Here is a 20,077-nt window from a genome sequence, read left to right on the forward strand (position 1 = left end):
ATCAGGCTGTCGCGGCGTCGTAGAACATCTCGCTGCTGCGCTGCTCGACCAGCGCTTGCTCGATGGCTGCCTGGTGCACTTCGTCGGCGTGCTCTTCACGCGCTTCGGGCTTGATACCCAGGCGTGCGAACAGCTGCATGTCCTTGTCGGCCTGGGGGTTGGCAGTGGTCAGCAGCTTTTCGCCGTAGAAGATCGAGTTGGCGCCAGCCATGAAGGCCAGGGCCTGCATCTGCTCGTTCATCTGCTCGCGGCCGGCGGACAGGCGCACGTGAGACTTGGGCATGAGGATACGGGCCACGGCCAGCATACGGATAAAGTCGAACGGATCGACGTCCTCTTCCTCGGCCAGCGGCGTGCCGGCTACCTTGACCAGCATGTTGATCGGCACCGACTCCGGGTGCTCGGGCAGGTTGGCCAGCTGGATCAGCAGGCCGGCGCGGTCATCCAGCGACTCACCCATGCCCAGAATACCGCCAGAGCAGATCTTCATCCCGGCATCGCGCACGTAGGCCAGGGTCTGCAGGCGCTCGCTGTAGGTACGCGTGGTGATGATGCTGCCGTAGAACTCCGGCGAGGTGTCGAGGTTGTGGTTGTAGTAGTCCAGACCAGCCTGGGCCAGTGCCTTGGTTTGCTCCTGGTCGAGCTTGCCGAGGGTCATGCAGGTTTCCAGGCCCATGGCCTTGACGCCTTTGACCATCTCCAGCACGTAGGGCATGTCTTTGGCCGACGGGTGCTTCCACGCCGCCCCCATGCAGAAACGGGTAGAGCCGATGGCTTTGGCGCGGGCAGCTTCTTCCAGCACCTTCTGCACTTCCATCAGCTTCTGTTTTTCCAGCCCGGTGTTGTAGTGGCCGGACTGTGGACAATATTTGCAATCTTCCGGGCAGGCGCCGGTCTTGATCGAAAGCAAGGTCGAAACCTGCACGCGGTTGGGGTCGAAATGCGCGCGGTGCACGGTCTGCGCCTGGAACAGCAAGTCATTGAACGGTTGCTGGAACAGCGCCTTGACCTCGGCCAGGGACCAGTCGTGACGTGTTGTTGCAGTTGTGCTGGCGCTCATCGGCGTTTCCTTGTTTAGGCTGTAGCTGGCGCCGGGACAGGAAAGCCCGCCAGCGCATCACGGATAGCTCGCATAGTCATGGAAGGCCTATGAACTGTCAACTGCACTGGAAGAGACTGGTTTACAAGTGCTCACTTTTTAATCAGATATGTTTGTTGTGCGATGAGCCTGCCGAGCAGCACTACCCGCTGTGCATCGCCTGCGAGCAGGAGCTGCCCTGGCTGGGTGAACATTGCCAGTATTGCGCCTTGCCCCTGCCCCTGACCGGCCTGACCTGCGGCCAGTGCTCCCGCTGCTTGCCAGCCTTCGATCAGGTCATTGCCCTGTGGCATTTCGGCTTTCCGGTGGACACGTTGATCAGCCGTTTCAAGCACAATCGCCAATGGCCTTTGGGGCGCCTGATGGCTGAGCTGCTGGCGCAGGGGCTGCAATATCGCTATGCCGAAGGGGTGCCTCGCCCTGACCTGCTGTTGCCTGTGCCTTTGGCCAGGCGTCGACTGCGTGAGCGGGGGTTCAACCAGGCGGGGATGCTTGGGCGGTGGTTGTCGTCGCACGTAGGGGTAAGTTGCAACGAGCGTTTGCTGATGCGCACGCGCGAGACACCGGCACAGCAACATCTGGGCGCCAAGGCACGGCGGCGCAATTTGCGCCAGGCGTTCGCGGTAACGGGCGAACTTGAAGGCAAGCATGTCGCCATCGTCGATGATGTGTTGACCACCGGTGCCACAGCGCAGGCTATTGCCCAGGCACTGCGCAAGGCCGGTGCACGGCGGGTGGATGTGTATTGCCTGGCACGTACGCCCAAACCGGGGTATGTATGACCAGGCGCGACCTGCCCATTTGTAAAGCATCCTTGTATACGGAATACCCATGTCCCTACCCCCCCTTCTCACCCAGCACATCGCCCGCCGCCCACAGCGCATCGCGCTGCTGCAGCACATTGCCGAACAAGGCTCGATCACCCGCGCCGCAAAGGCCGCGGGTATCAGCTACAAGGCAGCCTGGGATGCCATCGACGAGCTCAACAATCTGGCCAGCCAGCCCTTGGTCAAGCGCAGCACCGGTGGCCGTGGCGGTGGCGGTGCGCACTTGTCGCCGGAAGGCGAGCGGGTGTTGCGCCTGTACCAACGGCTGCAGGCCCTGCAGGCACAAATCCTTGAAGCTGCCGAAGAGTCCGGCGACCTCGAACTGCTCGGGCGCCTGATGCTGCGCACCAGTGCGCGTAACCAGTTGCAGGGCCAGGTCAGCGGCCTGCGCCCTGAAGGCCGGTATGACCGCGTCAGCCTGGCATTGAGCGGCGGGCTGCAGATCGATGCGCTGATCACCCACGACAGCACTGCGCGCCTGGAGCTGACACTGGGAACAACGGTCGTGGCGCTGCTCAAGGCCGGGTGGGTGCGGTTGTTGGCGGAGGGGGAAGAGGCCGAAGCGGGGAGCAATTGCCTTTGCACGAAGGTGGAGGAAGTGCTGGCAGAGGTCGATGGGCCCAGTGAAATCAGGCTGGCGTTAGGCAACGGGCAGACCCTGTGTGCCATGGCTGATGCAAAGTGGTTGGCTGCCCAGCAGGTCGTGGATGGCAGTGTGGTGCGGGTGCAGTTTCACCCATCTTCTGTGTTGATCGGGGTTCCCGCGTAGTCTGGCCGCGCTGTGCGCGGTTCGCAGGCACGCTCGCGAAGGGGCCGGCACCGGTATAAAGCGGTACCATGTCCCCACGCCGCTTACCCTCCGGAGCCACCATGTCCCACCCCTTCGACACCCTCACCCCCGACCTGGTCCTGGACGCAGTGGAAAGCCTGGGCTTTCTCAGCGACGCTCGGGTGCTGGCGCTGAACAGCTACGAGAACCGCGTGTACCAGGTGGGCATCGAAGACGCGCAGCCGCTGATTGCCAAGTTCTACCGCCCAGGCCGCTGGAGCGATGCAGCCATCCTCGAAGAACACGCCTTCACGGCCGAACTCGCCGACTGCGAAGTCCCGGTGGTTGCGCCCATGCAGCACGATGACCGCACCTTGTTCGAACACAAGGGCTTCCGCTTCACGCTGTTCCCCCGCCGCGGCGGCCACGCCCCCGAGCCTGGCAACCTCGACCAGTTGTATCGCCTGGGCCAGTTACTTGGCCGCCTGCATGCCGTGGGCGCCAGCAAACCATTCAAGCACCGCGAGGCGCTGGCGGTGGACAACTTTGGCCACGCCTCGCTGAACACCCTGCTGGAGGGTCATTTTGTCCCGCGTGAACTGCTGCCGGCGTTCGAGTCCGTGGCCCGCGATCTGCTAAAGCGGGTGGAGGACATCTACGCTCGCACACCCCACCAGCTCATCCGCCTGCACGGCGACCTGCACCCCGGCAACCTGATGCACCGTGACGAGGTGTACCACGTAGTCGACCTCGACGATTGCCGCATGGGCCCAGCGGTGCAAGACCTGTGGATGCTGCTGGCCGGCAACCGTGAGGAGCGCCTGGGGCAACTGGCCGAGCTGATCGACGGCTACAACGAGTTCCACGACTTCGACCCGCGCGAGCTGGCCCTGATCGAGCCCCTGCGCGCCCTGCGCCAGCTGCACTATAGCGCCTGGCTGGCCAGGCGCTGGGATGACCCCGCGTTCCCGCCCAGCTTTCCCTGGTTCGGCCAGCCGCGCTACTGGGGCGACCAGATTCTCGCCTTGCGCGAACAGATGGCTGCGCTGGATGAAGCACCGCTGAAATTGTTCTAGAAGCACGCCCGGCTCTGTCTACAATAGGCGTCGCTTTATTTAGCAACCTAAGCAAGGATTCTGCATGCACGCCGCAAACCCGCGTCGCGGGTACATACTGGGCCTGAGCGCCTACATCATCTGGGGCCTTTTCCCCCTCTACTTCAAGGCAATCCAGAGCGTCCCGGCGGTGGAAATCATTGTCCACCGGGTGCTCTGGTCAGCACTGTTCGGCTCGCTGCTGCTACTGGTGTGGAAACACCCCGGCTGGTGGCGGGAACTGCGCAACAACCCGCGCCGGCTGGGCATCCTGGCACTGAGCGGGGCACTGATCGCCGGTAACTGGCTGACCTATGTGTGGTCGGTGAACAACGGCCGTATGCTCGAGGCCAGCCTGGGCTATTACATCAACCCGCTGATCAACGTACTGCTGGGCATGCTGATTCTTGGCGAGCGCCTGCGCCGCCTGCAATGGCTGGCGGTGGGCATGGCTGCCGTTGGCGTGGCCCAGCAGGTGTGGCAAGTAGGCAGCCTGCCGTGGGTGTCACTGGTGCTGGCGTTGAGCTTCGGCTTCTATGGGCTGATCCGCAAGCAGGCGCCGGTGGCAGCACTGCCCGGCCTGGTGGTGGAAACCTGGATGCTGGTACCGCTGGCCCTGGGCTGGCTGTTGCTGCACCCGGCGGCGATGAGTGCCCAGGGCGCGTTCTATACCAGCAGCGAGGCGCTGTGGCTGATGGCGGCCGGGCCGGTAACGCTGGTGCCGCTGGTATGCTTCAACGCCGCCGCACGGCACCTGCCGTACACCACGCTGGGCTTCCTGCAGTACCTGGCACCGACCTTGGTGCTGTTGCAGGCTGTAGTGCTGTTCGATGAGCATTTGTCGTCGAGCACCCTGGCGGCCTTCATGTTCATCTGGGCAGGTTTGGCGATTTACAGCGTTGATGCATGGTTGAACTTGCGCAAACGTAGCTGATCAAAAAACACTCAAAACTCTGCAGGCCATGTGGTTCGTGGCCTGCGGATACATCTCCAAAGGTTATCCACACCCTCGTCCCCGTAGTTTGTGCACAAGATGCTGATTTCTGACTGTTTTTTGATCAAAGCAGTGGAAGCCACGCCGTAATTGGGCTAGAGAGGTACACCCCCAGCTTATCCACAGGGCCTTCCCCGTGATATAGGGATAACCCAGGGGGCCGCTCAAGGACCCTGTGGGAGCGGCCTTTTGTCGCGATTGGGCGCAAAGCGCCCCCGCAATCTCTGATCAATCCTCTGCCCGCAGCTTCAACTCCACCATCAAGTCATCCGCCAGGCTCTCCAGCCGCTGCTGCAGTTCATCCAGCGGCAAGGTCAGCGGCAGCGCGAGCAATGCGTCGGCGTGGAACAACGGCTCACTGCTCATTGGCGCCGGCCGCACTTCTGTGGAAAACCGCTCGACGTTTACCTGCAGCTCGGTCAGCAAGCGGGTAATGTCCCGCACGATCCCTGGCCGGTCGTTGCCCACCAGCTCCATGGCAATCGGCTTCCAGGTGCACGACGGCTCGATGCCGCTCTCGGCAATCAGCACGCGAATGTCATACCTGGCCAGCGCCTGCAGCGAGGCCACCAGCTCGGCGTAATTCTCTGCCGGCACCGCCACCCGCAGAATGCCAGCAAATTGCCCGGCCATACGCGACATGCGGCTTTCCAGCCAGTTACCACTGTGGTCGGCGATGCATTGGGCAATACGTTCGACCTGGCCGGCCTTGTCAGGGGCAATTACAGTCAGTACAAGATGATCCACAAGCCCTTCCTCGTGTCGGACCGCGCCGGGCGGCAGAAAATCGGGGGATCGAGTCAGTATAGGCAAGGCGCGGCAACCTGCCGCAGGGCAATCCGCACAGACAATCGTGTACTGTTTCAAGATTTATCTGGAACAATCCACCTGTTTTTTGCGAACATACCCACTCCCAGCGTGACCATACGCGACCAACGGGTCGCATAACGGCGCTTTTAGTCTGATTTTGCCCCGCCTACTGCTTCATGTAGTATCCCGTGGCGCGGACTACAAAACGTCGTATGGATGTCTGCCAAGGCGCCTGTGAAAATACGCACACTGCCTGCCAGCCTGTCTGGCAGGCCGCACCCAGCCGCCCTCGAGCAAATCCGGGGGCATGCACTGGTGCCGTGTTTAGAGAAGCGCTACAGGCTTAATACAGAAGAGCGAAATAGCTGAGCAGAGTGAGGCAAGCAATGACTGGATACGTTCAAGTCGGTGGCCTTCAGGTCGCCAAGGTCCTGTACGACTTCGTGAACAACGAAGCCATCCCCGGGACCGGCATCGTCGCCGAGCAGTTCTGGGCGGGTGCAGAGAAGATCATCAATGACCTCGCTCCAAAGAACAAAGCCCTGCTCGCCAAGCGCGACGAGCTGCAAGCCAAGATCGACGCCTGGCACCAGGCACGCAAAGGCCAGGCCCACGACGCCGCAGCCTACAAAGCATTCCTCCAGGAAATCGGCTACCTGCTGCCACAAGCCGACGATTTCCAGGCCACCACCCAGAACGTGGACGAAGAAATCGCCCACATGGCCGGCCCGCAACTGGTCGTTCCGGTGATGAACGCCCGCTTCGCCCTGAACGCCGCCAACGCCCGCTGGGGTTCGCTGTATGACGCCCTGTACGGCACCGACGCCATCAGCGATGAAGGCGGCGCCGAAAAAGGCCAGGGCTACAACAAGGTGCGTGGCGACAAGGTCATCGCCTTCGCCCGCGCCTTCCTCGACGAAGCCGCGCCACTGGCCGCCGGCTCGCACGTCGACTCCACGGGCTACCGCATCGAAGGCGGCAAGCTGGTTGTTACCTTGAAAGACGGCAGCAACAGCGGCCTGCGCGACGATGCGCAACTGATCGGCTTCCAGGGTGACGCCGCCGCCCCCACTGCCGTGCTGCTCAAGCACAACGGCCTGCACTTCGAAATCCAGGTCGATGCCAGCACCCCGGTCGGCAGCACCGACGCCGCTGGCGTCAAAGACATCCTGATGGAGTCGGCACTGACCACCATCATGGACTGCGAAGACTCGGTTGCAGCCGTAGATGCTGACGACAAGGTCATCGTCTACCGCAACTGGCTGGGCCTGATGAAAGGCGACCTGGCCGAAAGCGTGAGCAAGGGTGGCAAAACCTTCACCCGCACCATGAACCCGGACCGCGAGTACGCTGCGCCTAACGGCGGCAGTGTGACCCTGCACGGTCGTTCGTTGCTGTTCGTGCGCAACGTTGGCCACCTGATGACCAACCCGGCGATCCTCGATGCCCAGGGCAACGAAATTCCCGAAGGTATCCAGGACGGGCTGTTCACCAACCTGATCGCCCTGCACAACCTCAATGGCAACACTAGCCGCAAGAATACCCGCAGTGGCAGCGTGTACATCGTCAAGCCGAAGATGCACGGCCCTGAGGAAGTGGCCTTCGCCGCCGAGATCTTCAGCCAGGTCGAAGACTTGCTGGGCATGCCGCGCAACACCGTCAAGGTCGGTATCATGGACGAGGAACGCCGTACCACGGTCAACCTCAAATCCTGCATCAAGGCAGCCGCCGAGCGCGTGGCGTTCATCAACACCGGCTTCCTTGACCGCACTGGCGATGAAATCCACACCTCGATGGAAGCCGGCGCCGTGGTGCGCAAAGGTGCCATGAAGAACGAGAAGTGGATCGGCGCCTACGAAAACAACAACGTCGACGTTGGCCTGGCCACCGGCCTGCAAGGCCGTGCGCAGATCGGCAAAGGCATGTGGGCCATGCCTGACCTGATGGCCGCCATGCTCGAGCAGAAGATCGCCCACCCGCTGGCCGGTGCCAACACCGCCTGGGTACCGTCGCCAACTGCCGCCACCCTGCACGCCCTGCACTACCACAAGGTGGACGTACAGGCGCGCCAGCGTGAACTGGCTTCACGTACCCCGGCGTCGGTGGACGACATTCTGGCCATTCCACTGGCTGCCGACACCAACTGGTCGGCAGAAGAGATCCGCAACGAGCTGGACAACAACGCCCAGGGCATTCTCGGCTACGTGGTGCGCTGGATCGACCAGGGCGTGGGTTGCTCGAAGGTGCCGGACATCAACAACGTCGGCCTGATGGAAGACCGCGCCACCCTGCGCATCTCTGCTCAGCTGCTGGCCAACTGGCTGCGCCACGGCGTGGTCAGCCAGGAACAGGTGCTGGAAAGCCTCAAGCGCATGGCCGTGGTGGTCGATCAGCAGAACGCTGGCGACCCCCTGTACCGCCCGATGGCGCCGAACTTCGACGACAACGTGGCGTTCCAGGCGGCTGTGGAACTGGTGGTGGAAGGTGGCAAGCAACCGAACGGTTATACCGAACCGGTACTGCACCGCCGTCGCCGCGAGTTCAAGGCGCGTAACGGTTTGTAAGTAACATCTGCGCCGTGGGGGGGGACCGTTTTGCGGCTCCCCACGGCGCATCAACCCATTTTCAGTTCTTTCTTCACCAGCTCCAACAGTTTGCCCAAATCCACCGGTTTAAGCAGGAAATCCACCACCCCCAGGTGCATCACATCCACTGCTTCTTCCACATCGGTGTCACCCGACACCACAATGATCGACAACGCAGCCCGCTCCGAGGCGCGAATCGTCCTGATCAAGTCAAGTCCACTTTCAGGCTGCATGCGCAAATCGGTAATCATCAACCCGATACGCTTCTGGTAGTGCAGGTACAACCTGGCTTCCTCGGCCCCATCCGCCCCCACCGCATCGATGCCCCGGCTTTTCAGGTACAGGATCAGCGCCTCCCGGTTAACCGCGTTGTCCTCCACCACAAGCACCAACGGTCTGGCTGCCACAGGCGCACTTTGGTTTATCACGGCCAAGGCCTCGCGCTCGGCGTCGCTCAGGATGTCGGTGTGCTCGGGCATGCTTGTCTCGTCAAAATAATTCCGCTTCAGCATTAGGACCGCAGGACTTGCGTAACCCGTTTCGCCTTTCGTCGGGTCTTTAACAAGGGCGCTCATAGACTTACGTCCAATGGGCACCACCCCGCCGCAAGCCGACCATGGAGGCAGAGAACAACATGGCCGGTAGCTATATATAGATATATATAGTTCGGCATAGCGATACGGTCAGTTTCATGAGCAAAAAGGACGCCTACAGCCAGGCGGGCAAGACAGCAGTACTGCAAAACATCCAAGGTACATTGCAGTTCCTGCAGCGCTTTCCGCCGTTCAATCAGATGGAGCACAGCCACCTGGCCTTCTTGGTCGAGCAGTGCCAGCTGCGCTTCTACGCCTGCGGTGAAAGCATCGTCAAACCTGCCGACGGGCCGGTCGAGCACTTCTACATCGTCAAGCAGGGCCGCGTGGTTGGCGAGCGCCAGCACCTGGCCAAACCGGGTGTCGAGACCACGTTCGAGATCACCAGCGGCGAGTGCTTCCCGCTGGCGGCCTTGCTGGGTGAGCGCGCGACCCGCACCGAGCACCTGGCCGGGGAAGACACCTTCTGCCTGCAACTGAACAAGGCCGCCTTCATTCGCGTGTTCACGATGTCTGATGTGTTTCGGGATTTTGCCCTGCGCGGTGTCAGCAGCCTGCTCGATCAGGTCAATCAGCAAGTACGCCAGCGCGCTGTGGAAACCCTCGGCACCCAGTACTCGCTCAACACCCCATTGGGTGAACTGGCCATGCGTCACCCGGTGGTGTGCAGCGCCAATACGTCCCTGCGCGAAGCCGTGCGGCTGATGCACGAGCAACAGGTAGGCAGCATCGTGGTGGTCGATCCACAGCGCTACCCCATCGGTATATTCACCTTGCGCGACCTGCGCCAGGTGGTAGCGACAATAGATGCCGACCTGGGCGCCGCCATCGACCGGCACATGACAGCCAAACCGTTCTACCTCCCACCCCAGGCCAGCGCCTTCGATGCCGCCATGGCCATGACCGAGCGGCACATTGCCCACGTATGCCTGGTGGAAAACGGACGCCTGTGCGGCGTGGTTTCCGAGCGCGACCTGTTCTCCCTGCAACGGGTCGATCTGGTTCACCTGGCGCGCACCATACGCCATGCGCCACGCCTGGATACGCTGGTTTCGCTGCGCGGCGAAATCAGCCAGCTTGTAGAACGCATGCTGGCCCATGGTGCATCGTCGACGCAGATCACCCAGATCATTACCTTGCTCAACGACCATACCGTGTGCCGGGTCATCGAACTGGCCCTGGCCGAACGTGGCGACCCGGGCGTACCGTTCAGCTGGCTGTGCTTTGGCAGCGAGGGGCGAAGCGAGCAGACCCTGCACACCGACCAGGACAACGGCATCCTCTTCGAAGCAGTCGACAGCGCCGAGGCCGACGCAATCCGCGCTCGTCTGCTGCCGCTGGCGCAATACATCAACCAGTGCCTGGCCCAGTGCGGTTTCACCCTGTGCATGGGTAACGTCATGGCCGGCAACCCCGAACTGTGCCTGTCGCGCAGCGAGTGGGCGCGGCGCTTTGCCGGGTTTGTTCGCGAAGCCAGCCCGGAGAACCTGCTGGGCTCGAGCATCTACTTCGACCTGCGTGTGGTGTGGGGCGACGAGCAAGGCTGCGAGCAACTGCGCCAGGGCCTGCTGGCACAGGTAGCCGACAACCGCATCTTCCAGCGCATGATGGCTGACAACGCCCTGCGCCAACGCCCACCGGTGGGCCGGTTGCGCGAGTTCGTGCTGACACGCCAGGGCAACGACAAGACGGCGACCCTCGACCTTAAGGTCCAGGGCCTGACGCCCTTCGTTGATGGTGCCCGTTTGCTGGCTCTGGCCCATGGCATAGCTGCCTGCAATACCCTGGAGCGTCTACGCCAACTGGTGGCCAAGGGCGTGATCGAGCCGTTGGACGGCGCCGCCTATGAAGAGGCCTACCACTTCATCCAGCAAACCCGCATGCAGCAGCACCAACGCCAGATACGCGACAACCTGCCTTATTCCAACCGGGTCGACCCGGACAGCCTCAACCACCTGGACCGGCGCATCCTGCGCGAGTCGCTGCGCCAGGCTCAGCGCCTGCAAAGCAGCCTGGCCTTGCGGTATCAGCTATGAGCCTGTTCGCCTGGCTGCGCCCCAGCGCGCCCGAGCTGGACCACGCCAAGCGCCAGCGCCTGGCCCGGTTACCCAAGCCCCTGCCGCTTGGGGTATGTACCCTGCGCGAGCAGCGCTGGGTGGTGCTGGACCTGGAAACCAGCGGGCTCAACCCCAACCGTGATCAGGTACTGTCGATCGGGGCGGTGGCCATCGAAGACGGTGCCATCGACTTTGCCCAGCAGTTCGAACGCACACTGCACCGGCCTTTGCAGAAGACCAACGCCAGCGTACTGATCCACGGCTTGGGCCCCAGTGCATTGGCTGCCGGTTGCGACCCGGCCGAGGCCCTGCTGGATTTGCTCGATTTCATTGGCAACAGCCCGGTGCTGGCGTTTCACGCACCATTCGACCAGCGCATGCTGGCGCGTGCGCTGAAAGAAAGCCTGGGATACCGCTTGCAGTCGCCATTCCTCGATATTGCCGAACTGGCGCCGATGCTCAACCCCGACACAGTGCTGCGTGAGGCCGGGCTGGATGACTGGGTCGCGCGGTTTGGCTTGCAGGTTGAAGAACGCCATCATGCCAGTGCCGATGCCCAGGTGACCGCAGAACTGGCGCTGATCCTGTTCAGCCAGGCCCGGCGCCAGCAGCTGGACAGCCCGCTGCAGCTGGAGCAACGGTTGCGCGGGTGGCGACGGCGCAAGATGCAGAGCCACGGTTTGTAGGGCGTGGGATTTGCAGCGTCGGTGAGATCGAGCGCCGCGCGGGCGGCGCTCTATCTCACCGGCACCACATAACTCAACCCCAGCCCCATGGTAGCAATCCGATAAGCGTCCATTGCACCCACCCCCTCCCCTCTGCAACAATCGCGAATAATTATCGTTAGTTAATGCATTCGTTCCGGGGGGACGCTGCTTGTCTTCTGCACAAAGCCCACATGCCGATCTGGTCGGTGCGCTGTACCGCGACCACCGCGGCTGGTTGCTCGCCTGGCTGCAACGCAGCATGGCCTGCCGCCAACGTGCAGAAGACCTGAGCCAGGACACCTTCGTGCGCCTGCTGGGTCGTGAGCAACTGGACACACCCCGCGAACCCCGCGCGTTTCTGGCCGCCGTCGCCAAGGGGCTGATGTTCGACCACTTCCGCCGCACCGCGCTGGAACAAGCCTACCTGGCCGAGCTGGCATTGATCCCTGAAGCCGAACAGCCCTCGCCAGAAATGCAGCACCTGATCCTTGAAGATCTCAAAGCCATAGATCGCCTGCTCGGCAAGCTGTCGAGCAAGGCTCGTGCGGCGTTTCTGCATAGCCGTCTTGACGGCATGGGCCATGCCGAGATTGCCGAGCGCCTTGGCGTTTCGGTGTCGCGGGTGCGCCAGTACATCGCCCAAGGGATGCGTCAGTGCTACGTAGCTCTCTACGGGGAGCCGACGTGAACAACGTCCCGGTTTCGTCCCGGGTCCTGGAAGCCGCCATTGCCTGGAAACTCAGCCTGGGCGACAGCAGTAGCACGCCTGATGAACGCAACGAATTCATGCGCTGGCATGCCGCCAGCGAAGAGCACGCACGTGCCTGGCGCCAGCTCGGCGCCATGGACCAACGCGTTAGTGCGGCGGCAGGCCCGGCACGCCAGGCGCTGCTGCAAACACGCGCCAGCCTGCGGCGACGCATTGGCAAGGTTGGCGGCGGGCTGGCCGGCACGTTTCTGCTCGGCGCGCTGCTGGCATGGGTCGGCGCCCCGTCGCTGGCACCCAGCTACTGGCTGGCCGACCAGCGTACCGCCACGGGTGAGTTGCGTACCTTGCGCCTGGAAGACGGCACACTGCTGAGCCTGAACACCCACACCGCCGTGGACATCGACTACACCGGCGCGCAACGGGTGATCGTGCTGCACCAAGGCGAAATCTCGGTCGAAACCGGCCACCAGGACTCGCGCCCGCTGCTGGTAAGTACTGAGGACGGTCGCCTGCGGCCACTGGGCACGCGCTTCCTGGTGCGCCGCGAAGCCGGCGGTACGCGCCTGGAAGTGCTCCAAGCCTCGGTCGCCGCCATGCCGCATAACAGCGGCGACGAACAGGTGTTACGCGAAGGCCAGCAGGTGTTGATGAACGCCAACAGCCTCGGCGAGGTTGGCACGGTGCCTGCCGGCGCCGATGCCTGGACCCGCGGCATGCTGGTGGTCGACAACGTACGCCTGGGCGACCTGCTCGCCACATTGGGCCAGTACCGCAGCGGCTACCTCGGGGTGGATGCCAAGGTCGCCGACCTGCGTGTGACCGGCAGCTTCCCGCTGACCAACACCGACCTGGCGCTGGCCTCGCTGGTGCCGGCGTTGCCGGTGAAAATCGAGCGGCATACCCAGTGGTGGGTGAACGTCACTTCCAAATAGGCCGGACCTGCTGGCCCATCTCCACCCGCCGTTGGTTGCTGCTGCTTGCGTATTCGCGGGTAAACCCGCTCCTACCGCGTTGGTGGACACCCATCGGGGTCGTCGTAAGAGCGGGTTCACCCGCGAAGAGGCCGGTGCCGGCAAAACCCCTTTAAATAATTCTCAATATTTTTCAGATTCATCCTGTCACTTTTTAGATCTCGCTCGGCAAGGAAGCAGCAAGCACTTACCCGTCGAGGAACCACCGCATGTCCCGTGCCGTTGATCATATCCTGCGCCCCAGCCTGATGGCCCTGGCCATCGGCCTGGCCGCCCCGCTGACCAGCCCTGCCTTGTTCGCCGCCGAGCAGTCCACCTCGCGCGCCTACAACCTGCCCAGCGCGCCATTGGCCAGCACGCTCAACCAGATCGCCAGCCAGGCCGGCATTGCCTTGGCCATTGACCCGGCACTGGTCAGCGGACGCACCTCGGCCCCGGTAAGCGGCCAATACGATGGTCTGGGCGCCCTGCAAGCGGCCCTGAGCGGTACCGGCCTGCAGTTGCAGCAGAGCACCGCGGGCAGCTACAGCCTGGTGGCCGCGCCGGATGGCACACTGGCCCTGCCGGAAACCACAGTGAATGCTACCAGCGCCAGCGAAAGTGCATGGGGCCCGGTTGAAGGCTACGTGGCCAAGCGCACCGCTGCTGGCACCAAGACTGACACGGCACTGGTGGAAGTCCCCCGCTCCATCTCTGTCGCCACCCGCGAGCAAATGAAAGACCGCGGTGTACACAGCCTGGATGATGCAGTGCGCTATATGCCAGGTATCGTCTCCGCCAGCTTCGGCAGCGATACACGGTATGACTGGATGCGCGTGCGCGGCTTCGAGCCAACGCAATTTCTGGATGGGCTGCCGCTGCCACGCGGCGTGTATGCCAACCCGAAAGCCGAAACCTGGAACCTCGACCGCCTCGCCCTGCTTCGCGGCCCGGCCTCTTCGATCTACGGCCAGACGCCACCTGGCGGCCTGCTGGACATGGTCAGCCGCCGTCCGCAAGCCGAAAGCGCCCACGAAATCGAGCTTCAATACGGCAGCGACAACCATCGTCAGATCAACTTCGCCAGCACCGGCAAGGTCGACGATGAAGGTCGCTTTCTCTATGGCGTCAGTGGCGTTATCCGTGACAGTGGCACCCAGATCGACCACATCGACAACAAGCGCTACAACATTGCCCCAAGCCTGACCTGGAACATCGACGAAGACACGACGCTGACCTTCCTCACCCAGTTCACCCGTGACGATACCGGCGCCACCAGCCAATTCCGGCCCATCCAGGGCACCAAGATCGACATGCCGTTCGGCAAGATCTCACACCACAAGAACCTGGGTGACCCGGATTACGAGTTCTACGACCGCACCTACTACGCGCTGGGGTACGCCTTCGAACACCGCATCAACGACGTCTGGCAGTTCCGCCAGAACCTGCGCTACACCAAGTCGGACCTGTCGTTCCAGACCATCACCCCTGGCAGTTACTACGAGCCCGGCGGCCCGGTCAAAGACGATGGCACTGTCAGCCGCATGTCCACCAACACCGATGAAGACATCAGCCAGTTCGCGGTGGACAACAACTTCCAGGCGGACTTCGCGACCGGGGACGTCAACCACACGCTGTTGATCGGTCTGGACCACCAGCGCATCAACACCAACTACCTGTCGATCTTCGACTTCACCGTGCCGGACAGCAACGTCAACAACCCGGTCTACGGGCTGCCGATCACTCGCCCGGATCGCTCGACCGCGTTTTACGACTACAACCAGAAAACCCGTCAGACTGGCCTGTATGTGCAGGACCAGATGGCGCTTGGTAACTGGCGCCTGACCCTGGGCGGTCGTGAAGACTGGGTGCACACCGGCACCAAGTTCTTCAACCAGGGCGATGCCACCAATACCCAGCGGGACAAGAAGTTCAGCGGCAACGCAGCCATCAGCTACGTGTTCGACTCGGGCTTCGTGCCGTACCTGTCCTATGCCGAGTCGTTCCAGCCGTCCAGCAATGCCAGTGTGTCAGCCTTGGATTCGTTCAAGCCCACCGAAGGCAAGCAGTGGGAGCTGGGCGTGAAATACCAGCCGCCGGGGTCCAACACCCTGTTGTCGGCAGCCGTGTACGACCTGACTCAGAAAAACGTCTCGGTCACCAACACGGTCGGTGGTGTGACCATCACCAGCCAGACCGGTGAAGTGAAAGTCCGCGGCCTTGAACTGGAAGCGGTTTCCGATGTGACCGACAACCTGAAGGTCATTGCCGCCTACACCCTGGCCAAGTCCGAAGTGCAGGATGGCGATTTCAAAGGTAACCGCCTGCAACTGATGCCTAACCAGCAAGCGTCCATCTGGGGCGACTATACCTGGCACTCGGGCGTGCTCGACGGCTTCGGCATCGGCCTGGGCGCGCGGTATACCGGTAATACCTACGGCGACCAAGGCAATAGCTACCTGGGCAAGGCCAAGGCCTACACCGTCTTCGATGGGTCGGTGCATTACGACCTAGGTCGCCTGAACGGCAGCCTGAAGGACGCGTCGGTAGCGGTCACCGCCACCAACCTGCTGAACAAGGATTACCTGTCTACTTGTGACGCGTACTACTGCTACTACGGCGATGAGCGCAGCGTTGTCGCCAGCGCCACTTATAAGTTCTGAGTGAGCGGGGGCCGCTTTGCGGCCCCACGATCCTACAGAGAAAAAATCGGTACCGTGATGAAGAGCCCCACCATCCGCCGCTGGTCCTTGATCCACACCTGGAGCAGCCTGGTCTGCACCCTGTTCCTGCTGTTGCTGGCAGTCACCGGTCTGCCGCTGATCTTCCACCACGAACTCGAACACCTGCTGGGCGACGCCCCTGAACTGCGTGAAATGCCGGCAGGCACCCCGCACCTCGACCTGCAGCAACTGGTACTCAAGGCCGAACAACATCGTCCCGGCGAGGTCATGCAGTACTTCGGCTACGATGAAGACGAGCCCAACGGCGTGGTCGCCATTACCGCCGCCACCGCCGGCACCGACCCCAACCTGTCGCACACTTTCATGCTCGATGCCCGAACGGGCGAAGCCATAGCGATGCCGGCCGCCAACGGCGGTTTCATGATGGTGATGCTGCGCCTGCATGTGGACATGTTCGCAGGCCTGCCGGGCAAGCTGCTGCTGGCCTTCATGGGCGTATTGTTCATTGTCGCGATTGTCTCCGGCACCGTGCTCTATGCGCCGTTCATGCGCCGCCTGGAATTCGGCACCGTACGCCACAAGAAATCCCGCCGCCTGCGCTGGCTCGACCTGCACAACCTGATCGGCGTGGTCACCCTGGCCTGGGCCTTGACGGTGAGCGTGACCGGGGTGATCAGCGCCCTGTCCGACCTGGTCATCGCAGCCTGGCGCAACGACAGCCTGGCTGCGATGGTTGCGCCCTACCGCGACGCCCCGCCGCTCGTCGAACGCGCCCCAGCCACTCGCCTGCTGGACATTGCCGAACAGGCCGCGCCGGGCATGCGCCCGGACTTCATCGCGTTTCCAGGCACGCGTTTCTCCAGCGAGCACCACTATGCGGTATTCATGAACGGTGCCACCCACCTGAGTTCGCACCTGTTCACGCCGGTACTGATCGATGCTCGCACTCTTGCAGTGACTGCCGTAGGCGACCGTCCCTGGTACATGGATGCCATGGGCCTGTCGCTGCCGCTGCATTTCGGCGATTACGGCGGGCGACCGATGCAGATCCTCTGGGCTTTGCTGGACGTGCTGACAATCATCGTGCTCGGCAGCGGCCTTTACCTGTGGTGGGGCAAGCAGCGCAGACCCAGGGAGGCGCGTGCATGAGCCACAGGTCACAAGCCACTGCGCGCCTCTTCGCCTGGCCAGCGTTGATTGCCCTGCTTGGCTTCCTGGGCCTGTTCGCCGCACTGCTCGGCGACGGTGGCTGGGACGTTCTGGCATGGGCCGGCCTGGGCCTGCCGGCCCTGCTGAGCCTGCGCGGGCTGCTCTGGCGTCGGGGGCGCTAGCCCGCTACCACCCCGCAACCGCAGGTATTGCCAAGCATGGGGTTTTCCTCAACCAAGGAACCGCCCCATGCGCCCCCTCGAACAACTGGAACAGATCGACCGACAGATCGGTGACCTGCTCGACGGCCTTCCGACCCTCGACCTTCAACACCCCATCAACCCCAACACACGCACCTGGCTGCACGGCGAACTGGCCAGCTTCTGGACTACGGCCGATGAGCAAGGTGAAACACCCAGACAGAAGCTGCTGGCACTGCGCAAGGCGCTGATGCTGGCCGAGGTTGAGTTGCGCCTGGGCGACGAGACCTTGGGCTACCGCTCAGCCGATCAACTATGGGCCTGCCTGCAACAGCCGCTACCCTCCCAGCGCAGGCATATGCCCCTGGCCAAAAGGCCGCAGGTGTATCGCGTGCTGCTTGAAGGCATACGGCCCAACTGGCGCAGCTACCTGCCGGGCACGCTCGTCATCACTGCCGGTACCGCCGAGGGCTCCATGCTCACGCCCAAGGATGCGCCAGGCATGGCCGTGCTGTGCAGCCTGTCACAAGGCATAGAAGTCTTCGAATCGCTGGGCGCACTGCACCAAGAGCTTTGCGAACGCCTGGAAGACCCAATCCAGAGCAAACCCTTGCTGCATCTGTACCCTGACGCGCAGGCAGACCGCGCTCGCCTATCACAGCGGCTGCGCTATGACTGGTACGCCGACAGCCTGCTGGAGGCCCAGATCGACAGTGTGATAGAAGCCCAACGCCAACGCCTGAGTGCCACCGGCTTGTGGAGCAACGGCTCACCCGACCAGCACACCCGAATACATAAAGCACTGGCGCTATGGCATGAAGTCGGCGCCAAACCCCTCCTGCAAACACGCTACTCCCAATTGCTTGAGAAGAACCTGCCCAACTGGCTGCGCAATACTTCTGCGCAAGGCCTTAGCCATATGATGCAGGCCATGCAAACGCTGGTGGCAATCGCCGAGCAGGCTGCTGCACCGGGAGTACTGAGCCTCAACGACTTCAAGCAACGCAATAGCCTGCTGGCCTGGGCCAACGCACGCCTTCGCGAGCGCCTGAGACACGACCTGGGGTACGACACAGATCCTCGCGATATCAAAATCCTGGTCGTGCGTGCCCGCCGCACGGGCGCCATCATGCATCCCTTCGCCCTCTCATCCTATGTCACCTATGCAGGCATGCGCCGCGTGGGCGACGAGATGGTGGAAATGGTCGAGGAAGTCAGCACCCTCGAAGAGCTCGCCCTCAAGAACTTGCCGTGGTTCGACACTGACTACTGGCTTACTGCCCGGGTGATCCATGCACACGGTAAAGCCACGCCCGCCGGGCTCACGCCGCAGTATGTCAAGCACTTGGTCCGGGAACTGAACGTGGGTGACAGCTACGCAAAGTACCTGCACACCCAGCTCATCAGTTCCAGAGCGGGCAAATGGCGCCTGGCTGCGCACAGCAAGGTCAACCATGCCCGCATGCGCGCTGAAGCCGTCAAGGCGCGCTACGCTGGCCACTTTGGTGAAGACCCTTTCGAACATGGCTACAACTGGGTGTGCGCAGTGCTGGACCAACCGCACAACGCACTGCGTGCGCCAGTAGCAGGCTACCCAGTCACTGTTCGACAGTTGAACATCATGGGCCATACCCTGCAGGGCGTGCTTCTGCTCAACAGCATCCCCTACAAGTCTGCAGCATGCGTGCTGTACACCCCGGATGCCCCAGACCGCAGGGCCTGGCGCCGTTTTCGCACAACCCGCGAACTGCTTCGCACATTGCGCCAACAGCCCGCGTTGAGCGCATACGTAGCCCAGCGCCTGCCATTGCTGCCTGCTGCCACGGTGCAGCGGCTGCTGAACAAGGGGCGTCTGAGCACGCATTTGACCACGCCCGAAGTCAAAGACGACCTTTTCTTCGCCTACTACATGGCCGAGGCCCGGGCGCTGATCGCCCAGGCCGATGCCGAAAGCACGACCACCCGCGAAGTGAATGCAGAGTCGATCATGGCGCTGAGCTGGCGTTTGCTGGACTTCATCAGCCTGCTGCTGCCCAACCGTGCGTTGCTGGTGCTGTCGATCGGCCGTATGGCAATCGATATCTGGGACGGGGCCGAGGCCTTCAAGCAAGAGGATGTCGAAGGGGTGATGCGCCATGCCTATCAGGCGCTGAGCCACCTCAACGATGCGGGTACCAGTTTTCTGGGTTCCAGAGTGCTACGCCGATCCCTGCGCGGGATCCCCAAACAACCGCCACTGCCGCTGCCCGCACGCCTCCAGATACAACCGGGCAGCAGCAGCCTGCGCTATCGCATAGACGGCATCTACGGTGAAGGTGTCTACGAACAAAGTTCGGCGTTTGGCGGGCAATCGCTGTACTTCGTCAAGGACAACGACAACCGCTATTACCAAGTCAGCTTCGACGGCTACCGCTGGCGGGCCATCGACCCCGACCAGCCAGATGCCTATCTGCAGCAACCGCTCAAGCGCAAGGCCAATGGGCAGTGGGTCATCGACTCACCGGTGCTCTGGTACGACGGGCTGCCCGACCTGAAGCAATTACTGCAGGACTGCTATCTGCAAGCGCCTGTGGCCGGCCTGCCGGTACATAGCGAACAAGGACTTTTTGAGGCGGACGATCAGCTGTACCTGGCGCTCAAGGACGGGCAGTTGCCTGTGCGCCGTCACCTGCTGCCGGATCATTACCACTTGCAGATTGCCGTTGCCAGCAACGCCGGCGTGGTGCCGTGGGCGGTGCTGCGCCACGAAAACGGCCAGTGGCTGATACGCGTTCGCCAGGCAGGGCGCAGCAGTGACTGGCTGACACTGCCAGATCAACCACCGCCGGCCCACTGACCGCCGGAACCGGC

The 20,077-nt window shown here is 62.6% G+C and carries 16 protein-coding genes; 13 read left to right on the forward strand and 3 right to left on the reverse strand.

Annotated elements, in window-relative coordinates:
• Window position 1: 1 nt before the first annotated feature.
• The gene (gene bioB / locus LVS58_RS14930; protein WP_014589423.1) at window positions 2-1,060 is read right to left on the reverse strand and encodes a biotin synthase BioB; all 1,059 of its coding nucleotides are present in this window, start codon (window positions 1,058-1,060) and stop codon (window positions 2-4) included.
• A gap of 89 nt (window positions 1,061-1,149) precedes the next feature.
• Here bioB and LVS58_RS14935 point away from each other — a divergent pair, with 89 nt between their 5' ends.
• The 4 genes from LVS58_RS14935 (at window position 1,150) to rarD (ending at window position 4,723) form a co-directional block, all read left to right on the forward strand.
• Window positions 1,150-1,881: a ComF family protein gene (locus LVS58_RS14935; protein ID WP_233691720.1), complete on the forward strand. Its 732-nt coding sequence runs from the start codon at window positions 1,150-1,152 to the stop codon at window positions 1,879-1,881.
• 49 nt (window positions 1,882-1,930) lie between these two features.
• Complete coding sequence (locus LVS58_RS14940; protein WP_233691721.1) at window positions 1,931-2,695, forward strand: TOBE domain-containing protein; 765 nt, start codon at window positions 1,931-1,933, stop codon at window positions 2,693-2,695.
• 101 nt (window positions 2,696-2,796) lie between these two features.
• The gene (locus tag LVS58_RS14945) at window positions 2,797-3,771 is read left to right on the forward strand and encodes a serine/threonine protein kinase (RefSeq protein WP_233691722.1); all 975 of its coding nucleotides are present in this window, start codon (window positions 2,797-2,799) and stop codon (window positions 3,769-3,771) included.
• A gap of 64 nt (window positions 3,772-3,835) precedes the next feature.
• Window positions 3,836-4,723: an EamA family transporter RarD gene (gene rarD, locus LVS58_RS14950; protein ID WP_003255619.1), complete on the forward strand. Its 888-nt coding sequence runs from the start codon at window positions 3,836-3,838 to the stop codon at window positions 4,721-4,723.
• 288 nt (window positions 4,724-5,011) lie between these two features.
• On the opposite strand, the gene LVS58_RS14955 is transcribed toward rarD, so the two are convergent.
• Entirely contained in the window at window positions 5,012-5,530 is a 519-nt protein-coding gene (locus LVS58_RS14955; protein WP_233691723.1) for a glycine cleavage system protein R, read from the reverse strand.
• A 449-nt stretch (window positions 5,531-5,979) separates the two neighbouring features.
• Here LVS58_RS14955 and LVS58_RS14960 point away from each other — a divergent pair, with 449 nt between their 5' ends.
• Complete coding sequence (locus tag LVS58_RS14960; RefSeq protein ID WP_233691724.1) at window positions 5,980-8,157, forward strand: malate synthase G; 2,178 nt, start codon at window positions 5,980-5,982, stop codon at window positions 8,155-8,157.
• A 50-nt stretch (window positions 8,158-8,207) separates the two neighbouring features.
• Here LVS58_RS14960 and LVS58_RS14965 read toward each other — a convergent pair whose 3' ends face one another.
• Window positions 8,208-8,753: a response regulator gene (locus tag LVS58_RS14965; protein ID WP_233691725.1), complete on the reverse strand. Its 546-nt coding sequence runs from the start codon at window positions 8,751-8,753 to the stop codon at window positions 8,208-8,210.
• Window positions 8,754-8,869: 116 nt separating this feature from the next.
• On the opposite strand from LVS58_RS14965, the gene LVS58_RS14970 reads away from it, so the two are divergent.
• The 8 genes from LVS58_RS14970 to LVS58_RS15005 all read left to right on the forward strand — a co-directional run bounded on the left by LVS58_RS14970 (window position 8,870) and on the right by LVS58_RS15005 (window position 20,063).
• Complete coding sequence (locus tag LVS58_RS14970) at window positions 8,870-10,807, forward strand: putative nucleotidyltransferase substrate binding domain-containing protein (protein WP_233691726.1); 1,938 nt, start codon at window positions 8,870-8,872, stop codon at window positions 10,805-10,807.
• A complete protein-coding gene (locus tag LVS58_RS14975) occupies window positions 10,804-11,514 on the forward strand; it encodes a 3'-5' exonuclease (protein ID WP_233691727.1) in 711 nt (236 codons plus the stop codon). Before LVS58_RS14970 ends, LVS58_RS14975 begins: the two co-directional genes overlap by 4 nt.
• Window positions 11,515-11,704: 190 nt before the next feature.
• Window positions 11,705-12,223 carry an RNA polymerase sigma factor gene (locus tag LVS58_RS14980; RefSeq protein ID WP_233691728.1) on the forward strand — a complete coding sequence of 173 codons (519 nt, stop codon included), beginning with the start codon at window positions 11,705-11,707 and terminating at the stop codon, window positions 12,221-12,223.
• Window positions 12,220-13,176, forward strand: coding sequence for a FecR domain-containing protein (locus tag LVS58_RS14985; protein ID WP_233691729.1), 957 nt, complete (start codon window positions 12,220-12,222; stop codon window positions 13,174-13,176). Before LVS58_RS14980 ends, LVS58_RS14985 begins: the two co-directional genes overlap by 4 nt.
• A 248-nt stretch (window positions 13,177-13,424) precedes the next feature.
• Window positions 13,425-15,857 (forward strand): TonB-dependent siderophore receptor, encoded by a 2,433-nt coding sequence (locus LVS58_RS14990; RefSeq protein WP_233691730.1) that lies wholly within the window; start codon window positions 13,425-13,427, stop codon window positions 15,855-15,857.
• A 57-nt stretch (window positions 15,858-15,914) separates the two neighbouring features.
• Window positions 15,915-17,027: a PepSY-associated TM helix domain-containing protein gene (locus LVS58_RS14995; protein WP_233691731.1), complete on the forward strand. Its 1,113-nt coding sequence runs from the start codon at window positions 15,915-15,917 to the stop codon at window positions 17,025-17,027.
• A complete protein-coding gene (locus tag LVS58_RS15000; protein ID WP_011953272.1) occupies window positions 17,024-17,209 on the forward strand; it encodes a hypothetical protein in 186 nt (61 codons plus the stop codon). Before LVS58_RS14995 ends, LVS58_RS15000 begins: the two co-directional genes overlap by 4 nt.
• A gap of 67 nt (window positions 17,210-17,276) precedes the next feature.
• Window positions 17,277-20,063, forward strand: a complete 2,787-nt coding sequence (locus tag LVS58_RS15005) for a dermonecrotic toxin domain-containing protein (RefSeq protein ID WP_233691732.1) — start codon at window positions 17,277-17,279, stop codon at window positions 20,061-20,063.
• The last annotated feature ends 14 nt before the right edge of the window (window positions 20,064-20,077 follow it).

Source organism: Pseudomonas sp. JR33AA, from assembly GCF_021378985.1.
GTDB lineage: Bacteria > Pseudomonadota > Gammaproteobacteria > Pseudomonadales > Pseudomonadaceae > Aquipseudomonas > Aquipseudomonas alloputida.